The sequence below is a fragment of the Oligoflexus sp. genome (assembly GCF_035712445.1).
Classification (GTDB): Bacteria; Bdellovibrionota_B; Oligoflexia; order Oligoflexales; family Oligoflexaceae; genus Oligoflexus.
On sequence record NZ_DASTAT010000034.1, the window covers coordinates 20,930 to 46,388 of the forward strand.

Sequence of the window (25,459 nt, forward strand, 5' to 3'; positions counted from 1 at the left end):
CAAAGGCGTTGAAAATTAGCGCAAGAGTTGCAGAGCCATCTCTGGCTTGGCGTTCGCTTGCGTAAGGACCGAAATGGAAGAAGCCTGGAGCACTTTTCTTTGCGTGAGATTCGAGGTCTCTTCCGCAAAATCCACGTCGCGGATGCGACTGTTGGCGGTGGTGAGGTTCTCTGTTTGAATGCCGAGATTGTTCATCGCGGTATCCAAACGGCTCTGGATGGAGCCGAGCGTGGCGCGTTCACCGCTGAGGCGGGTCAGGGCGTTGTCGATGGTGTTGAGCTTGTCCGTGATGTCTTCGCGGGACACAGCGTCGCTGCCGTCGACTTCCATGGGTCCAATTTCTGCACCCTTGCCGAGGCCGAGCTGTTCGGAGTTGAAGGTCTTGAGCCCTTCGAGGCCAATCGAGATCGTATCCACGTTGGCTTCGGGTTCGCTTTGATTCACGCCCACCTGGATGACGAGGCGATCCTTCTGATTGGGATCGAAGAGCTTGAGGGAATTGAATTCGGTGGTGGCCGAGATGCGGTCGATCTCATCGACGAGCTGGGTGTATTCGCGGTTCAGATAGCCCCGCTCAACATCACCGATGGTATCGGATGCCGACTGCACAGTGAGTTCGCGCAGGCGGATCATGATGTTGCCGACTTCGTTCAGGGAGCCTTCCGCAATTTGCACCATCGACACGGCGTCAGATGCGTTGCGTTTGGCCTGATTGAGGCCGCGAACCTTGGCCCGCAGACTTTCAGAGACCGCGAGACCGGCTGCATCATCCGAGGATTTGTTGATGCGGTAGCCGGATGAGAGTCGTTCCAGACTCTTATCCATGAGATTCGAATTGGTTTGAGACTGCCGCTGAGCTATGAGAGAAGACACATTGGTTGCTATGCGCAGACCCATACTTTCCTCCTTGAAAAGCCTAAGCCCGTACCTGGGCTAGGAATGGTGTCGCAACTTGCAAAAGAACCATCGGGAGTTTGGAATTTTCCTTAAAAGCGGTGAGGAGCTTTGCGGTTTCAGAGGCTTGTGCGGGGTGTTTCAAAACGCAGTAAAATCATTGGGTTGCGATGCATCCCAAACGGAAATTATTTCGTAGAAGTAAGAAATGATTAAGAGAAACGGGCTTTTTTCATGAATCATCAAAGCGTGGCGAAGGTCGATCTTCATACCGTCGAGGCAGACCTTGCGCGGAAAATTAAGGCCGATGGCGGGCCGGAACGCATTTGGGTGGCGTGCTCAGGCGGGCTCGATTCCAGTGTTTTGCTTTTCCTTTTGGATGGTCTTCAGCGTCGGCTCGGAAATTTTGAGCTGGGCGTCCTGCATGTGAACTATGCGCTGCGAGGGGCGGAGTCGGACCGTGATGAGGAGCTTGTGCGTCAGGCGGCGGCCCGATCGGGCCGTGAACTGCGCGTTCTTAAGATGGATCCCAAGGATCATCCGCACGAGAAGACCGGGATTCAGGAATGGGCCCGAGCCTTGCGTTATGATTGGTTCGCGCAGCAAAGGGGACCGCGGGATTGGATCGCTGTCGCCCATCATCGCGATGATTGGGTGGAAACGATTTTCGCGAGGCTCTGTCGCGGACATAGTCTTATGGATGTGATGGGTATGCAGGTTCTGCATGAAAGGATCTGGCGACCCCTGCTCGATTTGACTCGGTCACAGATCGAGGCACTGGCTCGTCAGCACGGCATCGGCTATGGCGAGGACAGCTCCAATCGAGGGATGGATTACACCCGAAATCGCCTGCGCCTTCAGATCCTGCCCGAGCTGGAGCGGCTTTTCCCCGGCTTTGCCCATAACATTTGGCTTCATGCCCAGGATCTTCAGGACGCCCTGCACCTGATTCAGGAGGAAAGGGCCGCCCTGCCTTTGCAGGAAACCCTGAGCTTGAGCGAGCTGAAGACACGGCCTCCCTTCCTGGCCCGACATGAAATCAGTCGCTACCTTCAGGCCCAGGTGCCTGGAACCCGCGTATCGCGCGATCTTCTTTTCACCATTCATGCCGCCCTGGTCCAGGGTTCGGTATGGACGGGAATGCTGCAGCCCGGAACACAAGCGGTCTGCCAGCAGGGAGTTTTATCCATTGTTCGCAATCAAACGCCCGAGGGCGAACGCTGGCAACAATTTCGCGCCGCATTGCTCGACGAAAGTCTGGATGTCTGGCCCCCTGCTGCGCCATGACGAGAGAGAAAGGCAAAAAATACCGCCGCACCCTTTGAAAATGCCTGCTAGACTGGAACGAGGAAGGGAAGAGAAACCTGTAAGTGCTTGTTGCTTGAAGGATGAGACAGGATCGCTAATAATGAATAAATGCAGGAAAGACTCGACCCCAAAACCGGTCATCGTTACAGACTATATATCATCGAAGATTCCGAATAATATGACGTGGGTAACCATCGCAGCTCAGTGTCGCGATGTAAGTTTTAGTTCCAATTTAAACAGCCGCATGTAAAAACAGGTAGCATGTCGGCTCGCCAGTTTCGTAAAGCTGTAGTGTGCCTGATAGCCCCAGATGAGGAGAGCACGATCCATGTCTAAAGCCAAAAAACCGAACCAGCAGATGAAGTTCACACTCATGCTTGTTGGTTTGGTTCTACTCTTCATCATGTTCAACATGATGTCCCCGCAACACCAGGAAGACCAGAACATGAAATTCGCGGATTTCATGGAAGCGGTCGATCAAGGTCAGATCGGTGATGTGACCTTCCGCGGCACCAACGAGATCATCGCTGTCAAGAAAGACGGCACCCCTTACAAGGTCCAGGCTGCGACCGATGCGGCTCTGCGCGACGAACTGCGCAGCAAAAAAGTGCGCGTGAATTACGAAACCAACGAGAACGAAGGCGGCAGCATGTGGAAATCGTCTTTGATTTTCCAACTCGTTCCCATCGTCATCATCCTCGTTTTCCTGATCATCCTGATGCGCCAGCTGCAGATCGGTGGCGGCAAAGCGATGTCCTTCGGGAAAAGCCGGGCCAAGCTCCTGAACGAAAACCAAACCAAAATCACCTTTGAAGACGTGGCGGGCATCGAGGAAGCGAAAAACGAACTCGAAGAGATCGTCGACTTCCTGAAAGACCCGAAAAAGTTCACGCGCCTCGGCGGCCGCATTCCCAAAGGCGTTCTGCTCGTGGGCCCTCCCGGTACCGGTAAAACGATCCTGGCCAAAGCCATTGCGGGTGAAGCCGGTGTGCCCTTCTTCTCGATCTCCGGTTCGGACTTCGTGGAAATGTTCGTCGGCGTCGGTGCCAGTCGCGTGCGTGACCTCTTCGAACAGGCGAAAAAACAAGCTCCCTGTATCATCTTCATCGACGAAATTGATGCCGTCGGTCGTCAACGCGGTGCCGGTCTCGGCGGCGGTCATGACGAGCGCGAGCAAACCCTGAACCAGCTCCTCGTCGAGATGGATGGCTTCGAAACCAATGAAGGCGTGATCCTGATCGCAGCGACCAACCGCGCTGACGTCCTCGACCCCGCGCTGCTCCGTCCAGGCCGCTTCGATCGCCGCGTGCATGTGCCCAAACCCGATGTCCGCGGTCGCCGCGGTATCCTGAAGGTTCATACCCGCAAAACCCCCATGGCCTCGGATGTGGATCTTGATATCCTGGCCCAGGGAACCTCGGGCTTCTCGGGTGCGGATCTGGCGAACCTTGTGAACGAAGCAGCTCTGCTCGCCGCTCGTCAGGACGCCAAGACTGTTTCGATGATGCACTTCGAATCCGCCAAAGACAAAGTGCTGATGGGTCCCGAGCGTAAGAGCATGATCATCAGCGAAGAAGAAAAACGCAACACGGCCATCCATGAAGCCGGTCACTGCATTGTGTCCAAGGTGCTTCCTGGTTCGGATCCTGTGCACAAGATCACGATCATCCCGCGCGGCTACGCCCTCGGCATGACCGTTTACCTGCCTTCCGAAGACAAGCTTTCCGTGTCCCGCGAATATGCTGAAGGCCGTATCGCAACAGCCATGGGCGGTCGCGCCGCGGAAGAGATCGTCTTCAACATCACCTCGACCGGCGCCGGCAGTGATATCCAGCAGGCGACCGACCTTGCGCGCAAGATGGTCACCCAGTGGGGCATGAGCGAAAAACTCGGACCGATCGCCTGGGGAACTCCCGATCATGAAGTCTTCATGGGTCGCGATTTCGGTGGGCGTGAAGGCTTCTCGCAGAAGATCATGGAAGAGATTGATGCCGAAGTGAAACGCCTTGTCATGGGCGGCTACGAGCTGGCGGTCAAGATCCTGAAAGAACGCCGCACAGTCCTGGAAAGCATGGCCGATGCGCTCCTGATCCGGGAAACTCTTGAAGCCCATGATATCGAGAACATCATGAACGGCCAGATCATCATCTCGGAAGACGAGCGTGAGAAATACAAAGAACGGGTTCAACGCGAAAAGCAGCTCCTGAGCGGAAAAATTTCGCAAAAATCAGCCAAAGGCCGTGATTCCAGCGATAAACCGGAAACAGAGTCGACGACGCCTATTGAACCCTTGCCCTTGGGAACCTGACCGAGCAAGGAGGGCGCGTTGAATTGAGTGACGAAGCGCGCAGTTTGATCATCGGGGTGCTCAATGTCACCCCGGATTCTTTTTCAGACGGTGGAACTTTTCTGGATCCTGAAAAGGCGGTGGCTCACGCCTGGGATCTTGTGAACGAAGGGGCCGACGTCATCGACATCGGCGCAGAATCGACCCGTCCTGGGTCGGCTGCCGTCGATGCGGACGAAGAGTGGCGCAGACTGGAGCCGGTTCTGGCCGCTCTCGCTGACCAAAAACCCAAGGCACGCATCAGCCTCGATACATACAAACCCATGACGATGCGCCGTGCTTTGGATTATCCGGTCGACATAATCAATGATATAAGCGGTATTGCCGATCGCCTGACCTTGGAAACACTTGCGAAGCGTGGACTCACCTATTGGGCCATGCATATGCATCGTGATCCAGCGCAGATGCACAAGGATCCTTTGGATGCTGCCGAGGCTCTGCGGGCTGTGGCTGTGTTTTATGAAAGTACTCAAAAGACGCTCATGGACCTTGGATTCACGAAAGACCGCATCTGGCTGGATCCTGGCGTGGGATTTGGCAAGACGGATCGGGCCAACGTGCAGGTGATCGGCCAGGCTCTGGCGGAGTCGGTGCACTATGAAATCATTCTGGGAGTTTCCCGGAAGTCTTTCATCGGTCGCCTGCTTGGGATCACCGATCCCAAGGAACGCGACGCCCCTTCCAAGATGCTGGAGCTGAGTTTTCTTTTGGCGGGAGTAAGAGGAATCCGAACGCATGATGTAGCACGGCTGAAAAAGCTGCGCGATTTGGTGGTGGAATAATGTCAGAACTCTATAACAAGCTGGGCCATTGGGCATTGATCGACATCGCCATCATCGCGATGATCATCTACCGCCTTTTGCTGCTCATCCGTGGAACGCGGGCCATGCAGATGGTGCTTGGGATTCTGATGACCATCGGCTTTGCCTTCTTCATCTCGCAGGTTTACCCGCTCACGACTTTGAAATGGCTGATGGACAAGTTTTATTCGTCCATCATCATCATTATCGTCATCCTCTTTCAGGAGGACATTCGCCGCGTCCTGAGCCGCATGGGAAAGAAAACGGTCTTTCCTACCCATGAGCAGGCTTCGTCGCGCCAGGTCCTGGATGATATCGCCCGCGCCGCCACAGGCCTGGCCGGGAAGAAAATCGGGGCTCTGATCGTCATTGAACGGAACATTATCCTGAGCCGCTACGTGGATATCGGTGTTCTGATCGATGCCCGGATCAGCAAGGAGCTTCTGGTTTCGATCTTTCACCCGACTTCACCCATTCACGACGGAGCGGTTATCATTCAGCAGGGCCGGATCGCAGCCGCAGGCTGCTTTTTGCCGTTGACCCGCGATGAGGATGTGGATCCGAACTTCGGCACAAGGCACCGCGCGGCCATCGGCATCAGCCAGGAAACCGATGCTCTGGCACTGGCCGTCTCCGAGGAAACGTCCACAATATCCCTTATGGTGGATGGCAAGGTTTCCCGGAATCTGGATGGCAAGGAGCTTCGCAGGCTTTTGAAGGAATCTTTGAATACGGAAACTGAAGAGGCCGGCGAGAGTCCCACCAGCGCGAAAAATCCCTGGATGGAACGGGTGCGTTCCTTCTGGATTCGAGGAGGGAACAAATGATCCGTGCCCTTCTTTCGCGAGTCGTTCGTTTCGTCTTTCATAACTTCGGCTATAAGGTCCTCTCGCTTTTTCTGGCCGTGATCGTCTGGGCTATTATTCAGGGCGAGCAGGTCCAGGAAATGTCCCGCGAGGTGCTCGTCGCCATCCATGTGACGCCGGACTATGGCATTCGCGGGGAACTCGTCCGGGTCAAGGCCGCCACCATTCGTGGTCCGCAGGCCTGGCTGTTGGAAGTCCCGAAGAAGCTGACGGCCGATATCTATATTCCGGCCGGCAAGGTCGGGCGTTATCGCATCCGCTTGAGCAAGGACGACATCAAGAATCTGAACGAACGTTTGGAAATCATCATTCACGAACCCTATCTGGATCTTTTCGTCGACCGCGTCATGGAGCGGGTTATTCCCGTGAAGGAAGCGATTCACGGCTCGCCCGCCGATGGCTACATCATCGAGAAGGTGAACATAGATCCGAAAGCGGTGACCGTGAAAGGCATCCGCAATGATCTTCTGAAACTGCGCTATGTCTATACCGAGCCGATTGATGTCAGCGGCTTTCAGGAAAGCCGTGTGCTCGATGTCAGATTGGTATCACCTGGGCTCGGAGCAGATGCTCTCTCCACCGATATGGTGCGCGTGGCCCTGCAGGTGGGCGACAGTAAAATCAATAAGCGTTTCGGCAACATACCCGTGGAAATCGTCGGGGCCGATCAGGGCGCTACGGTGAAACCGCAGTTCGTTTCCATCATGGTGCAGGGTGTTCCCGGCGTTTTGAACTTTCTGAAACGCAGCGATTTCCGCGCCTTTGTCGAAGTCCGGGGCCTTGGACCCGGGCGCTACGAGCAGGATATTCGAGTCAAAATACCCGCCGATACCGCGTTGATTGAAACCTTTCCTGAAAAAGGCATCGTTTCGATTGGCAAGGACTGAACTTTCCTTGCCTCGTAAAATCGTCTAGTCTGGGAGCCTAACGATTATATGAGCTAAGGATACAAGAGTGGGCAAATATTTTGGCACAGATGGCATTCGTGGCAAGGCCAACGTCGCACCCATGTCACCCGATTTTGTTCTGCGTTTAGGCCAGGCCATTGGCCTTCATTTTCGCAACGCCTATCCCCATCCCAAAATTCTGATCGGCAAGGACACGCGCCGCAGTGGTTATATGCTGGAGCAGGCGCTTTCCGCAGGTATCTGCAGCGTCGGTGTCGACGTGCAATTCCTCGGGCCTTTGCCCACGCCCGGTATCGCTTACCTGACCCGCGGCATGCGCGCCTGCGCGGGCATTGTGATTTCCGCCTCGCATAATCCCTATGATGATAACGGAATCAAGATCTTCAGTGAAAACGGCTATAAATTACCGGATGAAATCGAAAATAAATTGGAAGAGATGGTCGATAATCCTTCCCATGAAACCTTTCCCACCGGCATCCATATCGGTCGCGCCAAGCGCATCGATGATGCCGTGGGCCAGTACGCGGTCTTTTTAAAGGAACAGTTTCCCAAACATCTGAAACTCGATGGTCTGCGCATCGTCGTCGACTGCGCGAATGGAGCTGCCTATAAGGTTGCGCCCAAGGTCTTCGAGGAACTCGGTGCCGAGATCTTCGTCACCGGCAACAATCCCGATGGTCGCAACATCAACGAGCAGTGCGGGGCTTTGCATCCGGCCTCGCTGGTTGAGAAAGTCAAACTCTACAAGGCGGATCTGGGTGTCGCGCTCGATGGGGATGCCGATCGCCTGATCGTGGTCGATCACACGGGCGAGCTTGTGGATGGGGACCAGATCCTGGCCATCTGTGCCGGTCATCTGGTCAAGGCCGGACGTCTGAAAAAGTCGACCGTCGTCTCGACTGTTATGAGCAATATGGGCCTGGAAATTGCGCTCCAGCGCATGGGTGTCAAGCTGCTGCGGGCCAAGGTCGGTGATCGTTACGTGGTCGATGAGATGCGTAAAGGTGGCTATAACCTCGGCGGCGAACAGTCGGGTCACCTTGTTTTCATGGACCTCAATACCACCGGGGACGGAATTCTGGCTGCGCTTAACCTCCTGGAAGTCATGCTGGAAAACGGCAAACCCCTGGCTGAGCTGAAACGCTGTATGGAGGTCCTGCCTCAGGTCTTGCGGAACGTCCGCGTTCAGCATAAGACTCCCTTTGAACAGCTGCCGGATGTCCATAAGCTGATCCAGGCGGCCGAGGAAAAACTCGGGCAAAGAGGACGCGTCCTGGTTCGCTATTCGGGTACAGAGAATCTGGCCCGGGTGATGCTGGAGGGCGAAGACCAGCACCGGCTGGAAACCATGGCCGCCGATATCGCGCGCGCTCTGGAAACAGCCCAGAAATAAAGGCTTGGGGAAATGATACGACTGGGTGTGAATATTGATCATGTGGCCACGCTGCGCAACGCACGCGGTGAAAGCTATCCGAGTCCGGTGCAGGCTGCGGCCTTTGCTGAACTCGGTGGTGCCGATAACATCACCTGCCATCTGCGCGAAGATCGGCGTCATATCCGTGATGCGGATGTGGAGCTTCTGAAACGCACGATCCAGGTGCCGCTCAATTTTGAAATTGCGGCCACGGATGAAATGGTGCGCATCGCCTCGTCCACGAAGCCGCATGCCGTGACGCTCGTTCCCGAAAAGCGCCAGGAGCTGACCACGGAGGGTGGCCTTGACCTGAGTCAGTCCTCGAAAAAACTCGGCGATCAGATTCACGCTCTGCGTGACCTCGGTATCGTCGTGTCCCTTTTTGTGGAACCCGACGTCAAGGACATGATCGCCGCGAAAAAACTCGGGGCCCAGGCCATCGAAATTCACAGCGGACATTACTGCCGCGCGATGCAGGACGCCCGCACCACAGCCGAACAGCTTGCTCTTCTCAAGCCTTTGCAGGAAGCCGCGCGCGTGGCTCATGACCAGGGTCTTCAGGTTCATGTCGGTCACGGTTTGAACTATAGCCAGGCGCATTGGATGCAGCTCGTGCCGCATCTGGAAGAAGCCAATATCGGTCACGCGATCGTGGCCCGTGCGATTTATGTGGGTCTGACCCAGGCCGTTCGGGAAATGAAAGCCTTGCTCAACGATCCTCAATTCCGTCCCAGCGTGGGCGGCTAAGGCAGGACCATGGCAGAGGAACTTTTTCGTCAGAGCCATGCGGAAGGTGATACGGCGCTTTTAAAGGCCGTGCAGGCCGAGCTTCAGCAGTATCCCTATTTCGTGCTCTGGCTGCAGGGCGAGATGGGTGCGGGCAAAACCAGTTTTGTACGCGCCTATCTTTACGAGCAGGGCCTTGCGGAAAACACGCCGGTCGTCTCGCCCACCTACACCATCATGAATGAATATCAGATCGGTCACGACTGGTACGCGCACCTCGACCTTTATCGTGCGGATGAGAATTTTTCGCTGCAGGAACTCGGGGTCCATGATGCGCGGCCCTATCGCGGGCTTTTCGTCGAATGGCCCGAACAGGGCGGTCCTGGGGAAATCCTTCCTCCTTCTCACGTCTTGAAGATCGAGGCGGACGGCTGGGATCGCCGCATTTATACATTGATTCGAATCCAAAATAAAAAATAAGAGGGCAAGCATGAGTCTCGATTTGCAATTTCTGAAAGACCTCGGCATCAGCAAGGAAAACGCTGCGGCCAGCACCGGCGTGGAATGGTTCGGTTCCAAGCAAAAAGGCAAGTTCGATTCCTATTCACCCGTCGATGGCCAGCTCATCGGCAGCGTGTATAAAGCCGATCGCCAGGACTATGAAAGAGTCATCAAGACCGCGGAAGCCGCAGCCTTGAAGTGGCGGCAAATTCCAGCGCCACAGCGCGGGGAAATCGTTCGGCAGATGGGCGAGAAACTTCGCCAGTTCAAAGCCCCGCTCGGCAGGCTCGTCGCCTATGAGATGGGGAAATCCCTTCAGGAAGGCTTGGGTGAAGTTCAGGAGATGATCGATATCTGCGATTTCTCCGTTGGTCTCTCACGGCAATTGCACGGCCTCACGATGCATTCGGAGCGCCCCAATCACCGCATGTATGAGCAGTGGCATCCCGTCGGACTCGTCGGAATTATTTCCGCTTTCAACTTCCCGGTCGCGGTCTGGTCCTGGAACTCCATGATAGCAGCGGTTTGCGGTGATGTTTCCATTTGGAAGCCTTCGGAGAAAACGCCACTTTCGGCTATTGCGTGTTTTAACATCCTGCGCGATGTTCTGGTGGCAAATAAAGTGCCGGAAGGCGTGATGAGTCTGATCGTAGGTGACGTCGCTGAAATTGGCGAACCGATGACTGCGGACACCCGCATTCCTTTGATCTCGGCGACCGGCTCGACCCGCATGGGCAAGCGCGTGGGAGCCGTGGTCGGCGCGCGTCTCGGTCGCAGCATTCTGGAGTTGGGCGGGAACAATGCCATCATCCTGACCCCGGATGCTGATTTGAAACTCGCAGCGCCTGCGGTTGTGTTCGGTGCGGTGGGAACCTGCGGCCAGCGCTGCACGACGACCCGTCGCCTTGTGATTCATGAGTCGATCTATGAGCAGGTGAAAACCATGTTGCTCAAGGCTTATAGCGGTCTTCGCATCGGCTCGCCCCTGGACGAGAAGAATCACGTCGGTCCTTTGATCGATAAGCAGGCTGTGGAGATGATGCAGTCCGCATTGAATCAGGCGAAGAAGGAAGGCGGCACTCTGATTTACGGCGGCGAGGTTCTGAGCGGCGGTGAATACGATTCAGGCTGCTATGTGAAGCCGGCGATCGTCGAGGCGAAGCCGGAAATGCATATGGTGCAGGAAGAGACCTTCGCTCCCATCCTTTATCTGCTAAAATACAGTGGAGATGTGGAGAATGCGATCGCCATCCAGAACAATGTGAAGCAGGGCCTCAGCTCTTCGATCTTCACCTTGAATCTGCGGGAAGCCGAAACCTTCCTTTCCGCCCACGGTTCGGATTGCGGTATCGCCAACGTCAACATCGGCACGTCCGGTGCGGAAATCGGCGGCGCCTTCGGTGGTGAAAAGGAAACCGGGGGAGGTCGTGAATCAGGCTCCGATGCATGGAAGGCTTACATGCGTCGGCAAACCAATACCATCAACTATGGGCGTCAGCTGCCACTCGCCCAGGGTATCAAATTCGATATCTAAGGCAGCCAAAGGATAAAGAGAGATGAAGACAGGTCGCGGCTTCAGTTTGGTTTTCTTCATGTTCACCTGGATGAATATGCTGGTCGCCGAACCCCAGAAGCCCGAGGCCAAGGCGGCCCCGAAAACCCAGGCCGAACCGCCTCTTCTCTTCTTCGCCCCTGTTGACTATGAGCCCTGGGTCCTCGTGGATGCCAAGGGCAAGGTCACAGGCGGCATCCTCTATGAAATGGCTCATACCATCGGTGATTTCGTCGGGCTTCCCGTCAAGGTCGAAGCGATGCCTTTCCCGCGCTTTGAAAGCCTCATCGCCGAGCAGAATTTCGATTTCACCTTCGTCAATCAGCATCAGGTCCTGCCCGGCGGGACCCGCTTTCCCAAAATGGTCATCGAAACTCAGCTTGGGCTGATCTATCTGAAGAAGAATACGGCCTTCAGCGACTGCAAGAAAATCAAAAGCGTGGCGCACACCAGTCAGAACTCGGACGCTCTGCGCGCCATCATCCAGCAGCAATGCGGCCAGGTGACGGTCGTGAATACGAATAACCTGGGCCAGCGCGTGAAAATGCTGGGCTTTGGTCGGGTTGATTCGTTCCTTGGATCCAATGAGGAAATGGATCTGGTCGGCTGGTTCGGGGAATCCTGTGATGCCCTTGCGTTTGTGAAGTTCTTTGACATGCAGTGGCACATCTTTGCTACGGCCAATTCCCGACTGACCCGCGAACCCTATCGTTCCCGCGTGGAGCGCTTCATCACCGCCTATGAACCCGAGCTTTATCATAAGATCCGGAAAAAAGTCCTCGGCAATCGCTACTGCCACCTGCCGCGCAAAACCTGAATTTTTTGTTAACCCAATTTCGCTTCAATGGATGTATCCTATCGCGTGAGGAAGGGGTGCTTTATGCTTCAGCGCGATGCAAGGTCGACTCCGAATGCCAGCTACAGGATCAGCAGTCGTGGTCCTGTGTGCCTCGTGGCCTGCCGTGAGACGCGGCTTGCCCTTATGATCGCCAGGGCCCTGGAGGAGCAGCATTATCCTTTGATGCTGGTGCCCTCGGCCATGGGTCTCCGTCAGCCTCTTCTCCTGGATCCTGATGTCATCATTCTGGATGAAGCCATGGTTCGGGATCTGGAAGCGACCGGCATCCCGGATAGCCTAAGGTCCATTTCCTGGAAACCGACCGTCCTTCTGGGTGCAGACCATGTTTCGGATTTTGAGCGGGATGTCTTTCCATCACCTGTGATGCTTCCCCTTGGGAGCAGCTCAAGCGAGATCATGCAGACGATCCATACGCTTGCGCAGGCTGAACCGGCGGATGGAAGGCAGGTGCCCTCACCGACTCATGGTCAAGGTTTTAACCTTACTCTCCCAGTGCCTGCGGTGTCGTGAAAAATTAGTTCAGAGACTCGATCTTGACAAATTTTCCAGGAGTTTTATGTTGGAAGTGAGAGGAGATGACTACACGAAAAGTAGCGTAACTCTCAAAAGTATGCGGTTCTGTAAAAGGCACTAGCAGAAGGAGTGAAGAGATTCCCCAGCTGCTTAAGGGGAGCATTAAACAGACAAGGTTTGAAGTGTAGTGTTTATTGCAACGCGAGAGCGCATCCTGTTATCGGGTGCGCTCTTTGCATTTTCAAGCCTGCCGCGCATCCTTGGGAAGGCGGATGATGAAGGTGGTGTGCGGAGCCTTGGTGTCCACGAAGAGATGGCCCTTATGGGCGCTCAGGATCTTCCGCGAAATGCTCAGGCCGAGCCCGGTTCCTTTTCCCGGTGGTTTGGTCGTGAAAAAAGGCTGATGAATCCGCGGCAGGATCTGCGGATTGATGCCGCGCCCGCTATCAATAACCGCCAATTCGTAGCCGGCTCCCCGGGGCTCAAGACGGATGCGAATCCATTTTTCCGCCAGCTCGGCGACTGCATCCTTCGCATTATGAATCAGATTCAAAAGGACCTGAGCAATCTGCACCTGTCGACAGACGCAGGGAGCCTCGGCAATTTTCATATCCACCCGCAGATCGATGCCGTCGTGAAAGAGACCCTCTTTGCTGACAGCCAGGACATCGTCGATGATCTTGGTCAAATCAGCTTCCTCGAAAGGGTCCTCAGCCCCTTCTCGCGAAAGATTGCGCAGGCTGGAGGTGATCTTGGTGATGCGATCGACGGTTTGCTTGATGCGCTGTGAAATATTGATCACGCGGTCGCCTTCGAGCTCCTGTCGCCGCACGAGTATTTCCAGCTGCTCCGCATAGCCGCGAATGATGGCCAGGGGATTATTGATTTCATGCGCGATGCTGGCGGAAAGTTCGGCGATAGCGCTGTAGTGCGTAGCGGCTGCCAGGTGGACCTGCTGCTCTTCGATCGTGCGGTTGCTCTGCTGAAGCTCCTGGATACGCACGAGCAGGGTCTCTTCATGCCGATTGATCGTGCGATAAAGATAGTGGGCATAGAGCAGGGCGATTCCAAAGACGCTGGGACTGACAAACCAGAAAAGCTGCCGCTGCTGATCGGGCGTTATGATGACAGCATGCGCAAAGTGATCGTAACCCCAGCCCTCCAAAGCAAAGAAGGGCACCACCGGCACAAAGCTCCAGAAATGCAGGGAGCGTTGATAGGTGGACGGAAAAATAAGATAAGGCACGATCAGCATATTGATGAAAAAAAGATGCGGCCAGGTGTTGCGACCGAGGATGATGCAGTAAATCAATATCAAAGAATGATTAATGAAAAGGAAGAGGTAACGCCCGAGCAAAGGTTTGTTCGTCAAGCGATTCAGGGGCACGGTCGCCAGGATCATAAGCCCGCCCACCAGGTTGAAGAGCGCGATGCTGGGGTAGCCTTTCACCCAATAGAGGGGGACGTAGAGTTCCACGACGCAGGCAATGATCAAAGCGATCTGATTGCAGATACGCAAACAGCGATATTCTCGCGCCGACCGTTGATTATGTTCCCCTACGTCGGCAATTCTTTTCCATATCAATGCAATTCGGCTCAAGGGATGCCTTTGAAAATAGAGCGTTTGACACCTCGATGCGACTTGAAAACCTGGCAACTCTTAACTGTCGTAAACCTGAAGCCGAGACCCTGTAAACACGAAATTCCACGTGCCCCCGGATAATCTTGACAGGTAAAAATCGTTAGTGTTGTATGCGAGCACAGCCCCAAGGGTTCATGGAGGAAAAATGGCAAACGAATTGGCAGCTTATCTACACTACACGACTCTGGAAAATAGCGAAGGCGGCATGACCGAGGACCGTCTGGCCACACTGGTTATCAATCGACATGAAGCCGCCAACTCGTTCAGCGGTGAGCTTTTAGTACAGTTGAAAAAGCTCCTGGACGAAGTGAATCAGGACCCGACGGTCCGCGCCCTTCTTTTGCAGGGCAGCGGTAAACATTTTTCAGCCGGGGCTGATTTGCATTGGATGAAAGAAGCCGCTCAATTGGATTATGCCGGCAATGTGCAGGAAGCTGAAAAGTTGACTGCCATGTTCGAGGCCCTGGCCACACTCCGCGTGCCGACGCTTGCTGTGGCGAAAGGCGCAGCGTTTGGTGGTGCTGTCGGCCTGATCGCAGCCTGTGATTACGCGGTGGCTCTGGATAGTGCCCGTTTTTGCCTGAGTGAAGTGAAGATCGGGCTTTTGCCTGCCGTGATTTTGCCTTATCTCGGCCGCAAGATGCACCCAGGAGCTTTAAAACGCTTGATGCTCACGGCCCGGGTGTTCCATGCCGCCGAGGCTTTAGCCAGCGGTCTTGTGCAGGCAGTCACTCCAGCCGACGGAGTGGAGGCACTTCTGCATGACGAGCTGAATCTGCTCTTGAGCGCAAGCCCCGAGGCTCAGGCGACGTGCAAAGGCCTTTATCAAAAGGTGGAAGCCCGTTCGTGGGCCCAGGGTCCGGAAACGGTGGAGGCCATTGCCCGCACCCGTGCGAGCAGCATGGGCCAGGCGGGGCTTTCCGCATTCTTTGAAAAAAAGGATCCCGTCTGGCTCAGGCGCGTTCCCCGCAGCGCGCGGGTTTTTGTTGCCTGATTCTGCATAATCTCACGCTTTTGTGCCCAGACGCCTTGTCCGGGCTACATTTTTTACTGCCCTATCACTCACCCAAACGCAGAAGTCTTGAAGTCCCTTCCCAAAGGCCGTATCACAGGACATGATATTCCCAGGTCGAATCGATGGTGTCCAGCGCGAGGTAACGCAACTATGGGGTTTCAGGTTTTCAAGTTTGGCGGCACATCGCTCGCCAGTCCGGAATCATTGCAAAAGGTGCTTGGCATCATTGAGAAACACCGGGAAGGCCTCTGCATTGTCGTCTCCGCCAGCAGTGGCGTAACGGATAATCTGTATAAACTCTATTACGGTGCTGTGCAGAATAGACGCGATGAAGAAGCCGCTCTTCTGCAGCAGATTTCCGATCGGCACCGCCTCCTTGTCCAGGGCCTGATACCCGCTGGAGCCGAGCAGGATCGCGTCTGGAACGCTGTGAAAACCCTGCTCGATGAGATCGCCCGTATCTGTGAAAGCCTCGCGATTCTGCGCGAACAGACGGCCAAGACGCTGTCCAAAACCGTGGCCTATGGCGAGCGCCTGATGGCGCTGGTCGTCAGTGAAGCCCTGAAAGCGCGCGGCCAGAAGGTGGTGGGGATTGATTCCACTGAGCTCATCAAGCTCATGCGGGAAAAAAGCGAATACACGCCGGATGACAACGCTTCGAAGAAAGCTGTGAATGAGCGTTTAAAACCTGTCCTGACCAGCGGTTCCATGGCCGTCGTCCCCGGTTTTTTCGGGGAAGGTCCGGAAGGCGAGGTGATGATACTCGGACGCGGGGGCTCGGATTATTCCGCGACGCTGCTCGGAGCCTATCTGGGTGCGGATGCCGTCTGCCTTTACAAGGAGGTCGATGGCCTCATGACCGCTGACCCGCGGCATGTGTTTGAAGCGCGGGTCTTGCCCGAGCTGCATTATCGCGAGGCCACGGAACTCGCGTATTACGGTGCCAAGGTCCTGCATCCGCGCGCGATCATTCCGCTGGTCGCGCAGAAGATTCCCTTGATCGTTAAGAATACTTTCTTCCCCGATAAACCAGGAACCCGCATAGCCGGTGATGTAGCCTCCGGTTCCTATCCGGTCAAGGCTCTGAGTTATATTGATAAGCAGGCGCTCGTCTCGGTCGAAGGCAAGGGCATGATGGGTGTGCCCGGCATGGCCTCGCGGGTGTTTGGAATCCTGGCCCAGGAAAATATTTCGATCTGTCTGATCACCCAGGCCTCAAGCGAAGCAAGCATCTGCTTTGTGGTGCCGGGGGAACAGGGCGAGCTGGCCCGGAAACTTCTGGAGAGCAGCTTCCGCTACGAAATAGATCGGCAGCTCGTGGATGAAATCAAGCTGACGAGCAACATCGCGGTGCTGGCCGTCGTGGGCCTGGGCATGAATGGAACGCCGGGCATTGCCGCGCGCGCTTTTTCCTGCATTGCCAAACAGGGCATCAACATCATTGCCATCGCTCAGGGTTCATCCGAGCTGAATATCTCGGTCGTGATCGAGCAGCATCAGGCCGCACGCGCACTGAGGGCTCTGCATCAGGAATACGGTCTGGAAAAAATTCGTCCGGTCCTGATCCGCGATCCGAGTGAAATCAACCTGGCGATTTTCGGCCTGGGGCAGATCGGTCAGGTGCTTGTCCGTCAGCTCGAAGATCAGAAGGATTATCTCGATCAAAAATTAAAACTGCGTGTGCCGATCGTCAGCGTCGCCGATCGCTCCGGTCTTCTGACCTGCGACAAGGGTTTCCCGGCAGCGGAGCTTGAGCAGTTTCTGGAGCGCAAAACGCATAAGCAAAAGCTTTGCGCCGATGGGGCCAGCGCGAGCCTTGACGACCTTTGGCACGGCGCCTGGGACCGCAAGATATTCATAGATCTGACCGCGACGGAAACCGCGCCCATCCTTAAAAAGGCCCTGCTTGCTGGATTTCATGTGGTGCTGGCCAATAAAAAACCCCTGGCCATTCCTTATAAGGAATATAAGGAGCTGCGTGACATCGCAGCCGAAAAAAATCTTTCCCTCCGTTACGAAGCCACGGTCGGCGCGGGTCTTCCCGTGCTCGATACCATAGACAAACTCGAAGTGGCCGGTGATGAGGTTCTGGAAATCCTCGGCTGTCTTTCCGGAACCCTGGGTTATCTCATGACCCAGATGGAAGATGGCGTTCCGTTTTCGCAGGCCGTGCGCAATGCCTATGATTTGGGTTATACCGAGCCCGATCCGAGGGATGACCTGTCCGGGATGGACGTCGCGCGCAAGGCTTTGATTTTGGCCCGCACCATTGGTCTGACCTTAAACCTAGATGACATCAAACTCGAAGGCCTGTTCCCGGCTGATTGCAGTCATGATGATCCCGAGGTCTTTTTGAAGAATCTGACCCGACTCGATCAGTCTTATGGCGATCGCATCCGTGGGGCCCAGAGTCGCGGCGCCGTTCTGCGTTTTGTCGCGCGCATCAGCCGTGATCAAGTGAGCGTGGGCATCGAGGAAGTCGATAAGAATAGTCCCTTTGGTCGTCTGCGGGGAACGGATAATCAGGTGACGCTGAAAACCCAGCGTTATGCGAATAATCCTTTGATCGTGACCGGACCCGGCGCCGGTGCGGAAGTGACCGCGGCAGGCGTTTTGAACGATATTATTACCATCGCCAGCAGCCAGGAGCGGGGAGGACGGGCATGAGTGAATTTCGAGTCTTTGCACCAGCCACGATAGGCAATGTGGCTTCGGGTTTTGATGTCCTTGGTCTTGCCGTCGCAGGATTGGGGGATACCTTTGTTTTCGAGGAATCGAGCCACTACAGTATCGCCGTGCAGGGGCGCGATGCGCGTCTTGTGCCTTTGGAGCCAGAGAAAAATACTGTAACGCTCGCGGCAGAAGCTCTTTATCTGCACCTTGGCATCACCCCGAAACGTTTTCATGTGACCCTGGAACGCGCTCTGCCTTTGGCCGGTGGACTGGGGTCCAGCGCGGCTTCGAGCGTGGCCGGGGCTTTAGCAGCCGCGAAGCTCGCCGGAGTTTTGGATCGGAAGGATCTGATTTTAAAATCCGCTCTGGCTGCGGAAACCGTGGTGGCCGGACCGCATCTCGATAACATCGCGCCCTGCGTTTATGGGGGCCTGACCCTTGTGCAGGATGTGGGGAACCTGAGAGTTTATCCCGTGCCCTTGAAGGCCAAATTCTGGGTGACCCTGACAACTCCTCCGCTTCATATCCAGACCAAGGAAGCCCGGAAGGTTTTGCCTCAGCAGCTCGACACCCCACGCTGGACGCGACAGATGGCCCACTGCACGACGCTGGCCCTGGCTTTGGCCCTGGGCGACCAAGAGCAGATTGCCTTTGGTTTGAAAGATCCTTTTGCAGAACCCGCACGCGGTAACCTTATTCCAGGATTTTTCCAGGCCAAGGCCGTGGCCATCAACGCCGGCGCCTTTGGTTTTTCCATCAGTGGCAGCGGCCCCACCTGCTTTGCTTTGAGTGCCGACGAAGCAACCGCGCATAAGGTGGCCGAAGCTGTCCGCGAGGTCTTTGGGCCTCAGACTCTTGTTCATATCGCCGAACCCAGTTTGGAAGGAGCCAGCATTTTATGAGCCAGGCCCGCTTTGCTTGTCTTCAATGCGAAAAAACTTATGATTGGCTTGAACTCCGTTATGCCTGTGACTGCGGTGGACTGCTCGAAGTCAAGCATGATGATGCCGCGTTGCGCAAACTTCCCGAGCTTTCTGAGCAGCGCCTGACCTCGCGCAAACCCTATGATCGCAGTGGCGTCTGGCGTTTCCGCGAGGGTGTTCTGCCCCTTGCTGAATCCATGATCGTGACGCAGCCGGAAGGCCAGACACCGATCTATGAAAGTCCAGTCCTGAATCAATGGGCCGGTCAGCATCGTTTAAGTCTGAAGCACGAAGGCGAAAACCCCACCGGATCCTTTAAAGATCGCGGCATGACCGCCGCCGTATCCATGGCCAAGCGCCTCGGCATGCCGGTGGTGGCCTGCGCATCCACCGGAAATACCAGCTCATCCCTTGCAGCCTATGCGGCCCGCGCGGGGCTCAAGGCCATCGTTTTTCTTCCCGCGGGCAAGGTGAGTCAGGGGAAGATGGCCCAGACTTTGGGATATGGAGCCAAGGGTTTGGCCATCCGCGGTGACTTCGATGATGCCATGCAGATCGTTCGAGATCTGGCGGCTGCGGGACGCGTTTACATGGTGAACTCGCTCAATCCGCATCGGATTGAAGGGCAGAAGACCATCATCTGGGAAATGCTGCAGGATCGCAACTGGAAGGCTCCTGATTGGATCGTGGTGCCGGGTGGCAACCTGGGCAATACGAGTGCCTTTGGCAAAGCGATTGATGAAGCGTACGCCTGGGGCTGGATCACCAAGAAACCGCGCATCGCGACCATCCAGGCGGAAGGCGCGAATCCCTTTTTCAGAAGTTACAATCGCGATTTTGCCAGCCTCGAAGCCATCACGGCGGAAACCGTGGCCACCGCGATCCGTATCGGCTTTCCTGTGAACTATCCGCGCGCCGTGCGATCTATTCTGAATACCAACGGTATCGTCGCCGATGTCACCGATGCCGAAATCATGGCTGCGAAGGTGGTCATTGATCATGCGGGCATCGGCTGTGAGCCGGCGAGTGCCGCAACGCTTGCGGGTGTGAAGAAACTCGTTAAAAAAGGCATCATCGGGACCGAAGAGGATGTGGTGCTCGTGCTCACAGGGCATATGCTCAAGGACCCGGATGCGATTTTGAAGGCTCAGACGCTTGACTGCACGGAAATCGATGCGGATGCCAACGCCATTGTCCGAGCCTTGGATCGGGTATGAGGCCCCTTCAATGCTTGAAAGCGGTTACGAGGCCGTAGATGGCCAGGAAGATCAGAATCACAACGGTTAGAAAAGGACTGGCGATCAGAATGATGCCGACCAGTCCAATACCAAGCCCCATGGCGAGTATTCCACCCAGAATCAAAACAGTCATCTGCAGGAATTTTCGGGTGCCGCTCGAATGCTCTTGATTCAGCCACTGCTTGATCGCCTCGGCGATAGAACTCATAACGGATTTTCCTTCAGCTGCGCAGGGCCTGAACCTTGACCTGTCCAGAACGTCCAATGCGATAGACCAGCATAATCGGTCGGCAGCAGACCTGGCAGTCCTCGATATAATTGGTCGCGCCGGATGAAAGATCGAAAAACGTGACAAAGACTTCGCCGCACCAGGGGCACTGTACATTCACGGGTTCTTCCATCCAGGTCCTCCTGCCGGTTCAACGGAAGGACAACTGTCCCTCCGCACCTTTGGCTCGGGCTGAGCCTGGGAAAATAATGGGGCCATTCTGAGAAAAATTCAACCATTCGAAACGGCAGGCATCCGCATTGCCGGCAATAGGACAGGTCCTGTCCTTCAGAGGATTATTGATAGCCTCCAGATACTCCAGCTTAGGCAAGGCCTTGAGCGCGGCGATGTCTTCGATGAAATTGTCATTCAGAATGACGACCTTGAGCGAGGTGAAGGGCAAAAGTTCCTGCACGCTGCTCAGGGAATTCCTGGTCAGATTGATCTCGATCAGCTTGGGCAGATTGCGCATACCCTGGAGCGTCTTGAGGCCCTCACCTTTGGTGTTCTGCAGAACGAGACGCTTCAAGGCGGGCAGATCCGCGAGTCCTTCCAGGTTGACCAAAGGGTTATTGCTGAGGTCCACGTACTGAAGTCGGGGCAGTCCCGCAAGTGGCTGAAGGGACGTGAGCTTATTGTTTTCAAGGTTCAGGCGGGACATCTGCGTCAGCTGTGAAAGATCCGGCAAAGCCGTGAGGGCGTTGTTGGCCATCGACAGATTTTCAAGCATCGGCAGGGCATTGAGGACGACAGTATCCATCTGGGTGTTTTCAGCGATTTCCAGGTAATGGACCTTCGGCAAGGCAAAAGGCAGCGTGAAACGCGTCAGGCCGGCGTTCGCGAAGATCGACCCTTCCTCAAGTGCAGGCCAGTTCCCAGCTTTGACATCACCTGCGATGTCCGATGCATACACAAAAATCCGTTTCATGCGGGGAGCATCAGCGGGAAGCGCTTTCAAACCTGTCACTTCGAGAAGATCCAGCGATTCCAATTCGCTCCACTGAGCGGGTAAATTACGGAGAGCCAACTTGTTTAAAAAGAGGACCCGCACCTTGCTCAGGGGCGTAAGGTCCAAAGGTTCGCTCAAAGTCAAAGAGTCCAGGCGCAGCTCATCCAGGGATAGGCTATTGAAGTCAGGCAGGGTCGGGAGATTCACATAAGCCAGGTCCAGGACTCTCAGATTTTTCAACTGGCTCAGATTACTGAAGTCGAGCGGCACGCTCGGGTTCTGCAGGCGCAGGTTTTCCAGCAGCGGAAAGGCCGCAATACGCAAAGGTTCGGCTTTGATGCGGGCCTGCCGTTCGGAAAGCACATTGTCGATGATCGTCAGTTTTTTCAAACTGGTGAGCGCCGCCAAGGGGCTAAGGTCCTGGATCGCATGATCGGAGAGGGTCAGCTCCTCAAGCCCCATATCAGCGAGGGCGCGCAGGGGGCGAATGTCCTCAAGGCGCGCGCTGTCGATGAAGGTTGAGGGATCAAAGCCGCCGATTTCGAGCTTCTTTTGCTCGGCCAGCATTTTACGGAGCCAGCTGTCCGCGCTTTCGCAATTTTCAAAAATCTCGCGGGCTCCGGCCTCATCTCCGCTTTGGATGCGGTAATCACTGACTATGCGCAGAATTCTTTGGACCGTGAACCATGCGGGATCCTCATGATTATTATACTGGCACCAGCCCAGGAAATCCTTGGGTTCCTCGGTCAGCACATCCAGACTTTCCGTAGGCATGCGTGGATTGATGGACGCATCATAGGCGAGTTTCACACCCGAGGTATCTTCGATCCACTGGACGAAATCGCCCACGAAATTATAAATGGCTTCGCCCGTATCGCAGATGGTCTCAAGCTGCTCGGGCACCAGGATGCGATCCCAGCCCATGAAGTCACCAACCAGATACCACTGATCATTTTCTTTCACATAGGCGGGTCCGCCCGAATCGCCGAAGCATGGTCCGTGATCAGGACGTGGTCCGATCACGATCAGATTGAAAAGACGCCCATGATTGACGAATTCACGCACATTGGTGTCGACATAGAGAAGTTTTCCGCCCTGGCAGCTTGCATCATCAAAGGCGCATTGCGAAGCGGTGCGACCATAGCCGGCAATGGAGATCGGGGTCTTGGCCGCGAAGGCGGCTGGCTGATGCCAGATTTCCACGGGCTTGAATCCGGCGGGAATATCCCCCTGGAAGCGCACCCAGGCGATGTCAAAATTGGATTCGAATTTTTGAAATTTTTTGAAGGTGGCCAGCTCTTCCGCATCCCGGAGAACGGCTGAGTCAGCTTTGGTGTCCTGGCCGAAAAGGATTTGGAAATCCTGGGGCCGCTTATCGAAGACGCAGTGTGCGGCGGTGACAATCAAATGCTCCGCCACCAATGTTCCTGAACAAAAATGATTGTGAGAATTTTTATCTACGAGGGCGACAGCACTGTAAGACGCGGGATGCTCAGCCGTGGGAATGCTTCCGTTCACCATGCGCAGCGCGGAGCTCTCCGTATTCGTCGAGCGGTCACACATCAGGAGAAAGGCGGGCACGAGCAGGATAAATGAACCAAAGAGACCGTGAAGGATGGGGCGTTGGCGTATTTTTTTTAGCATAGGCTTGGAACTCCTCGGTGCTGACTTCTTTCGTGCGTGGTGCACGCTTCGTGCCACGAGCATTCCATTCAGCACAGTATGCTGAGCGCAGAAAGCCAATCTCCCTTGCGTGGAATCCTTCGTTATGCGACGGCATATCGCGTTATTCCGCGTGTAAGCAAGCTTTTTTTGGATCTTGGCCGCTTGGCAAGTATTCCCATTTACAGAAAACTTCTTTGAGACTATGTTCAACGCAGATTCATTTGATTTCACGAAGGGAGATTCCATGCGCGATCGAGTTGGCAATCTGCTGCAAAGTTTTTCCTTAGCCCTCGTCTGCACTTTCTACCTGACCGCTTGCGATCAAGCGAACGATCGCAGCTCGTTGAAACTGACGAATGCTATTGAGACCGACAGTGCGGCTTTTCCCGCAGTTGTGCAACTGATGACGAAGAGCGAGACCGACTCCCGCTTTTGCACCGGCTTCTTCGTTAATGAATATCAGGTTTTGACAGCGGCCCATTGCGTGAAGGATCTGACTCCGGAGCAGCCTGATCTGTATCTGGTGGCAGGAGGAAATGAGACAACTCAGCAGCGAGCGGCGAAAGCTCTTCGTTTCTATGTGCACACTGATTTTGAACGCGGTCTCGATCGCGTAGCCAATCCATATGATGTCGCTGTGGTTGAGTTTCCCGCGGGAACAGCGCTGGATACCATCCGTCTGAGTTCACGCACGCCGCGAGTCAACGATGCGGTGACGATGGTTGGTTATGGTTCGGATCAAAATACGCCAGGCGTTCATTCCACGGCCGCGGGTGAGATCACCGGCACGAAGCGTTATGGTCAGAACTCCATCAAGGGTTCCGCCGATGGCATTCTGAGCGTCGTAGGTGTGGCTAAGACGAAGCCAGGCATCCAGAAGGGTCAGTACGTGGCCACCGCGCAGGGCGACTCAGGAGGCCCCATTCTGATGAATTCAGAGGTAGTCGGCATGATGGTCGCTGTTGATGTGCGCCAAGGTGGTGCGGGTCAGGTTTCAAGCGTTTCGTATGCGATTGATATGAACAGCCCAGCGGTCCGCGAATTTTTGGACAGCGTTTTGGATTGAGGTGTAAAGCCCAGGCGTCGCAGCCTGGGATTTTTTTTGTGCTGGTCCTGGCGGATTCCATGCGAGGACGCGGAGCGGTCGACCCAGGCGATAAAATTCCTCTGTGAACAGAACGCTGCCCCGAACGATCAACACGGATGTTTCCTCCCCCCGCGACATATCCCCCGATTTGCTTCCAATATCGCAAAGAGCGTTCCAAAAGTATTTGGCTGTGAAATCAAGGGGCCTTGGGCTTTCCTCTGCAGCAGAGCACACAAAACTGTGGGAAGTACGGAAAACGTTTTCCGCTTTCCACACAGGACGGTCGGGCCTTTTTTTCTCGTGATTTTCCGTTGTTTGGTGGAAATTATGCAGCGGAGGTCTCAATGAAGCTTGAACCAGCAGGCACGGCCGCGCATATCCATGCACCGGATGTGAAGGCTAAGCATCAGCCGCGGTTGAAAACCCCGACTGATGCTGCGTGATTCATTTCTGCGCAAGCTTATCCAGGATCCCGTTGACGAAGGCACCGGAATTTTCGGTGCTGTACTTCTTCGCCAGCTCGATGGCCTCGTTGATGACCACTTTTTTCGGTGTGTCCGTGAACAGCAGTTCATAGGCCGCGAGGCGCAGCACACAGCGGTCGATCACAGGCATACGGGCCAGGGTCCAATGCTCCGAGACGGCCTCAATCTTTTCATTGAGCCCACTCAAATTCTCAAAAATCCCTTCGACCAGCCGGCGAAAGTAAGCCTTGTGTTCCCGATCGACCCCAAAATCAGTCATGAAGCGATCGCAGTGGTTGGCCGAAAAGAAGAACAGCTTTTCGATTTCACACTGATACAGGAACTGGAGGGCCCATTCCCGGGATTGCGCGTTGGGGTGGTGTTCACGTTGCACCGAAAAACTCCGTATCAATCAAATTGTTTGAGCGTTTTGACCATGGTGATGGCGGTATGGGCGGCTTCCGCGCCCTTGTTGCCAAGCTTGAGGCCCGCGCGATTCAGAGCCTGCTCCACGGTGTTGGTGGTCAGAACGCCGAAAATCGTCGGAACGCCGGTTTCAATGCCGATATTCATAAGGCCGGACGCACAGGGTCCTGCCACATATTCAAAATGGGCTGTCTCGCCGCGAATCACCGCGCCGAGGCAGATGATGCTCGCATAGCGTTTGGTGCGGGCAGCCTTGGCGGCTGTCACCGGAATCTCAAAAGCGCCGGGAACCCAGACCACGTCGACCGTATCCGCAAGACCCTGCTCCTGATAGACCGACAGCGCGGATTCCACCAGAGATTTGGTGATGAGTTCGTTGAAGCGGGCCGCGACGATGAGATGGCGAAGACTCATGGGATAC

23 protein-coding genes are annotated in these 25,459 nt (G+C 55.3%); 16 read left to right on the top strand and 7 right to left on the bottom strand.

Annotated elements, in window-relative coordinates:
- Positions 1 to 15: 15 nt before the first annotated feature.
- Positions 16 to 897, bottom strand: a complete 882-nt coding sequence (locus VFO10_RS07180; protein ID WP_325138518.1) for a flagellin — start codon at positions 895 to 897, stop codon at positions 16 to 18.
- Between the two features lie 231 nt (positions 898 to 1,128).
- On the opposite strand from VFO10_RS07180, the gene tilS reads away from it, so the two are divergent.
- The 11 genes from tilS (at position 1,129) to VFO10_RS07235 (ending at position 12,685) form a co-directional block, all read left to right on the top strand.
- On the top strand, positions 1,129 to 2,181 hold the full coding sequence (gene tilS, locus VFO10_RS07185; RefSeq protein ID WP_325138520.1) for a tRNA lysidine(34) synthetase TilS: 1,053 nt from the start codon (positions 1,129 to 1,131) through the stop codon (positions 2,179 to 2,181).
- A 349-nt stretch (positions 2,182 to 2,530) separates the two neighbouring features.
- The gene (gene ftsH / locus VFO10_RS07190; protein WP_325138522.1) at positions 2,531 to 4,510 is read left to right on the top strand and encodes an ATP-dependent zinc metalloprotease FtsH; all 1,980 of its coding nucleotides are present in this window, start codon (positions 2,531 to 2,533) and stop codon (positions 4,508 to 4,510) included.
- Between the two features lie 23 nt (positions 4,511 to 4,533).
- The gene (gene folP / locus VFO10_RS07195; protein WP_325138524.1) at positions 4,534 to 5,331 is read left to right on the top strand and encodes a dihydropteroate synthase; all 798 of its coding nucleotides are present in this window, start codon (positions 4,534 to 4,536) and stop codon (positions 5,329 to 5,331) included.
- Positions 5,331 to 6,176 (top strand): diadenylate cyclase CdaA, encoded by an 846-nt coding sequence (gene cdaA / locus VFO10_RS07200; protein WP_325138526.1) that lies wholly within the window; start codon positions 5,331 to 5,333, stop codon positions 6,174 to 6,176. Before folP ends, cdaA begins: the two co-directional genes overlap by 1 nt.
- Complete coding sequence (locus VFO10_RS07205) at positions 6,173 to 7,102, top strand: CdaR family protein (protein ID WP_325138528.1); 930 nt, start codon at positions 6,173 to 6,175, stop codon at positions 7,100 to 7,102. Before cdaA ends, VFO10_RS07205 begins: the two co-directional genes overlap by 4 nt.
- Positions 7,103 to 7,169: 67 nt before the next feature.
- Positions 7,170 to 8,516: a phosphoglucosamine mutase gene (gene glmM / locus VFO10_RS07210; RefSeq protein ID WP_325138530.1), complete on the top strand. Its 1,347-nt coding sequence runs from the start codon at positions 7,170 to 7,172 to the stop codon at positions 8,514 to 8,516.
- 12 nt (positions 8,517 to 8,528) lie between these two features.
- Positions 8,529 to 9,284, top strand: a complete 756-nt coding sequence (locus tag VFO10_RS07215; RefSeq protein ID WP_325138532.1) for a pyridoxine 5'-phosphate synthase — start codon at positions 8,529 to 8,531, stop codon at positions 9,282 to 9,284.
- 9 nt (positions 9,285 to 9,293) lie between these two features.
- The gene (gene tsaE / locus VFO10_RS07220; protein ID WP_325138534.1) at positions 9,294 to 9,743 is read left to right on the top strand and encodes a tRNA (adenosine(37)-N6)-threonylcarbamoyltransferase complex ATPase subunit type 1 TsaE; all 450 of its coding nucleotides are present in this window, start codon (positions 9,294 to 9,296) and stop codon (positions 9,741 to 9,743) included.
- A gap of 10 nt (positions 9,744 to 9,753) precedes the next feature.
- Positions 9,754 to 11,298 carry an aldehyde dehydrogenase family protein gene (locus tag VFO10_RS07225; protein ID WP_325138536.1) on the top strand — a complete coding sequence of 515 codons (1,545 nt, stop codon included), beginning with the start codon at positions 9,754 to 9,756 and terminating at the stop codon, positions 11,296 to 11,298.
- Between the two features lie 22 nt (positions 11,299 to 11,320).
- On the top strand, positions 11,321 to 12,133 hold the full coding sequence (locus VFO10_RS07230) for a hypothetical protein (protein WP_325138538.1): 813 nt from the start codon (positions 11,321 to 11,323) through the stop codon (positions 12,131 to 12,133).
- 63 nt (positions 12,134 to 12,196) lie between these two features.
- Complete coding sequence (locus VFO10_RS07235) at positions 12,197 to 12,685, top strand: hypothetical protein (protein ID WP_325138539.1); 489 nt, start codon at positions 12,197 to 12,199, stop codon at positions 12,683 to 12,685.
- A 244-nt stretch (positions 12,686 to 12,929) separates the two neighbouring features.
- Here VFO10_RS07235 and VFO10_RS07240 read toward each other — a convergent pair whose 3' ends face one another.
- Complete coding sequence (locus VFO10_RS07240; RefSeq protein WP_325138541.1) at positions 12,930 to 14,207, bottom strand: sensor histidine kinase; 1,278 nt, start codon at positions 14,205 to 14,207, stop codon at positions 12,930 to 12,932.
- A 268-nt stretch (positions 14,208 to 14,475) separates the two neighbouring features.
- Here VFO10_RS07240 and VFO10_RS07245 point away from each other — a divergent pair, with 268 nt between their 5' ends.
- The 4 genes from VFO10_RS07245 (at position 14,476) to thrC (ending at position 20,158) form a co-directional block, all read left to right on the top strand.
- Positions 14,476 to 15,324, top strand: a complete 849-nt coding sequence (locus VFO10_RS07245) for an enoyl-CoA hydratase-related protein (protein WP_325138543.1) — start codon at positions 14,476 to 14,478, stop codon at positions 15,322 to 15,324.
- A 171-nt stretch (positions 15,325 to 15,495) separates the two neighbouring features.
- Positions 15,496 to 18,012 (top strand): bifunctional aspartate kinase/homoserine dehydrogenase I, encoded by a 2,517-nt coding sequence (gene thrA / locus VFO10_RS07250; protein WP_325138545.1) that lies wholly within the window; start codon positions 15,496 to 15,498, stop codon positions 18,010 to 18,012.
- The gene (locus VFO10_RS07255; protein ID WP_325138547.1) at positions 18,009 to 18,920 is read left to right on the top strand and encodes a homoserine kinase; all 912 of its coding nucleotides are present in this window, start codon (positions 18,009 to 18,011) and stop codon (positions 18,918 to 18,920) included. The genes thrA and VFO10_RS07255 overlap by 4 nt, the downstream gene beginning before the upstream one ends.
- Positions 18,917 to 20,158, top strand: coding sequence for a threonine synthase (thrC, locus tag VFO10_RS07260; RefSeq protein ID WP_325138549.1), 1,242 nt, complete (start codon positions 18,917 to 18,919; stop codon positions 20,156 to 20,158). Before VFO10_RS07255 ends, thrC begins: the two co-directional genes overlap by 4 nt.
- Before the next feature lie 7 nt (positions 20,159 to 20,165).
- Here thrC and VFO10_RS07265 read toward each other — a convergent pair whose 3' ends face one another.
- The 3 genes from VFO10_RS07265 to VFO10_RS07275 are packed head-to-tail and all read right to left on the bottom strand — an operon-like array spanning position 20,166 to position 23,040.
- A complete protein-coding gene (locus VFO10_RS07265; protein ID WP_325138550.1) occupies positions 20,166 to 20,387 on the bottom strand; it encodes a hypothetical protein in 222 nt (73 codons plus the stop codon).
- A gap of 13 nt (positions 20,388 to 20,400) precedes the next feature.
- The gene (locus VFO10_RS07270; RefSeq protein WP_325138552.1) at positions 20,401 to 20,580 is read right to left on the bottom strand and encodes a CPXCG motif-containing cysteine-rich protein; all 180 of its coding nucleotides are present in this window, start codon (positions 20,578 to 20,580) and stop codon (positions 20,401 to 20,403) included.
- Between the two features lie 18 nt (positions 20,581 to 20,598).
- Entirely contained in the window at positions 20,599 to 23,040 is a 2,442-nt protein-coding gene (locus VFO10_RS07275) for a leucine-rich repeat domain-containing protein (protein WP_325138553.1), read from the bottom strand.
- A 265-nt stretch (positions 23,041 to 23,305) separates the two neighbouring features.
- On the opposite strand from VFO10_RS07275, the gene VFO10_RS07280 reads away from it, so the two are divergent.
- Entirely contained in the window at positions 23,306 to 24,127 is an 822-nt protein-coding gene (locus VFO10_RS07280) for a S1 family peptidase (RefSeq protein WP_325138555.1), read from the top strand.
- Positions 24,128 to 24,592: 465 nt separating this feature from the next.
- Here VFO10_RS07280 and nusB read toward each other — a convergent pair whose 3' ends face one another.
- Entirely contained in the window at positions 24,593 to 25,006 is a 414-nt protein-coding gene (nusB, locus tag VFO10_RS07285; RefSeq protein WP_325138557.1) for a transcription antitermination factor NusB, read from the bottom strand.
- A 14-nt stretch (positions 25,007 to 25,020) separates the two neighbouring features.
- The gene (gene ribH, locus VFO10_RS07290) at positions 25,021 to 25,452 is read right to left on the bottom strand and encodes a 6,7-dimethyl-8-ribityllumazine synthase (RefSeq protein WP_325138558.1); all 432 of its coding nucleotides are present in this window, start codon (positions 25,450 to 25,452) and stop codon (positions 25,021 to 25,023) included.
- Between the last annotated feature and the right edge of the window lie 7 nt (positions 25,453 to 25,459).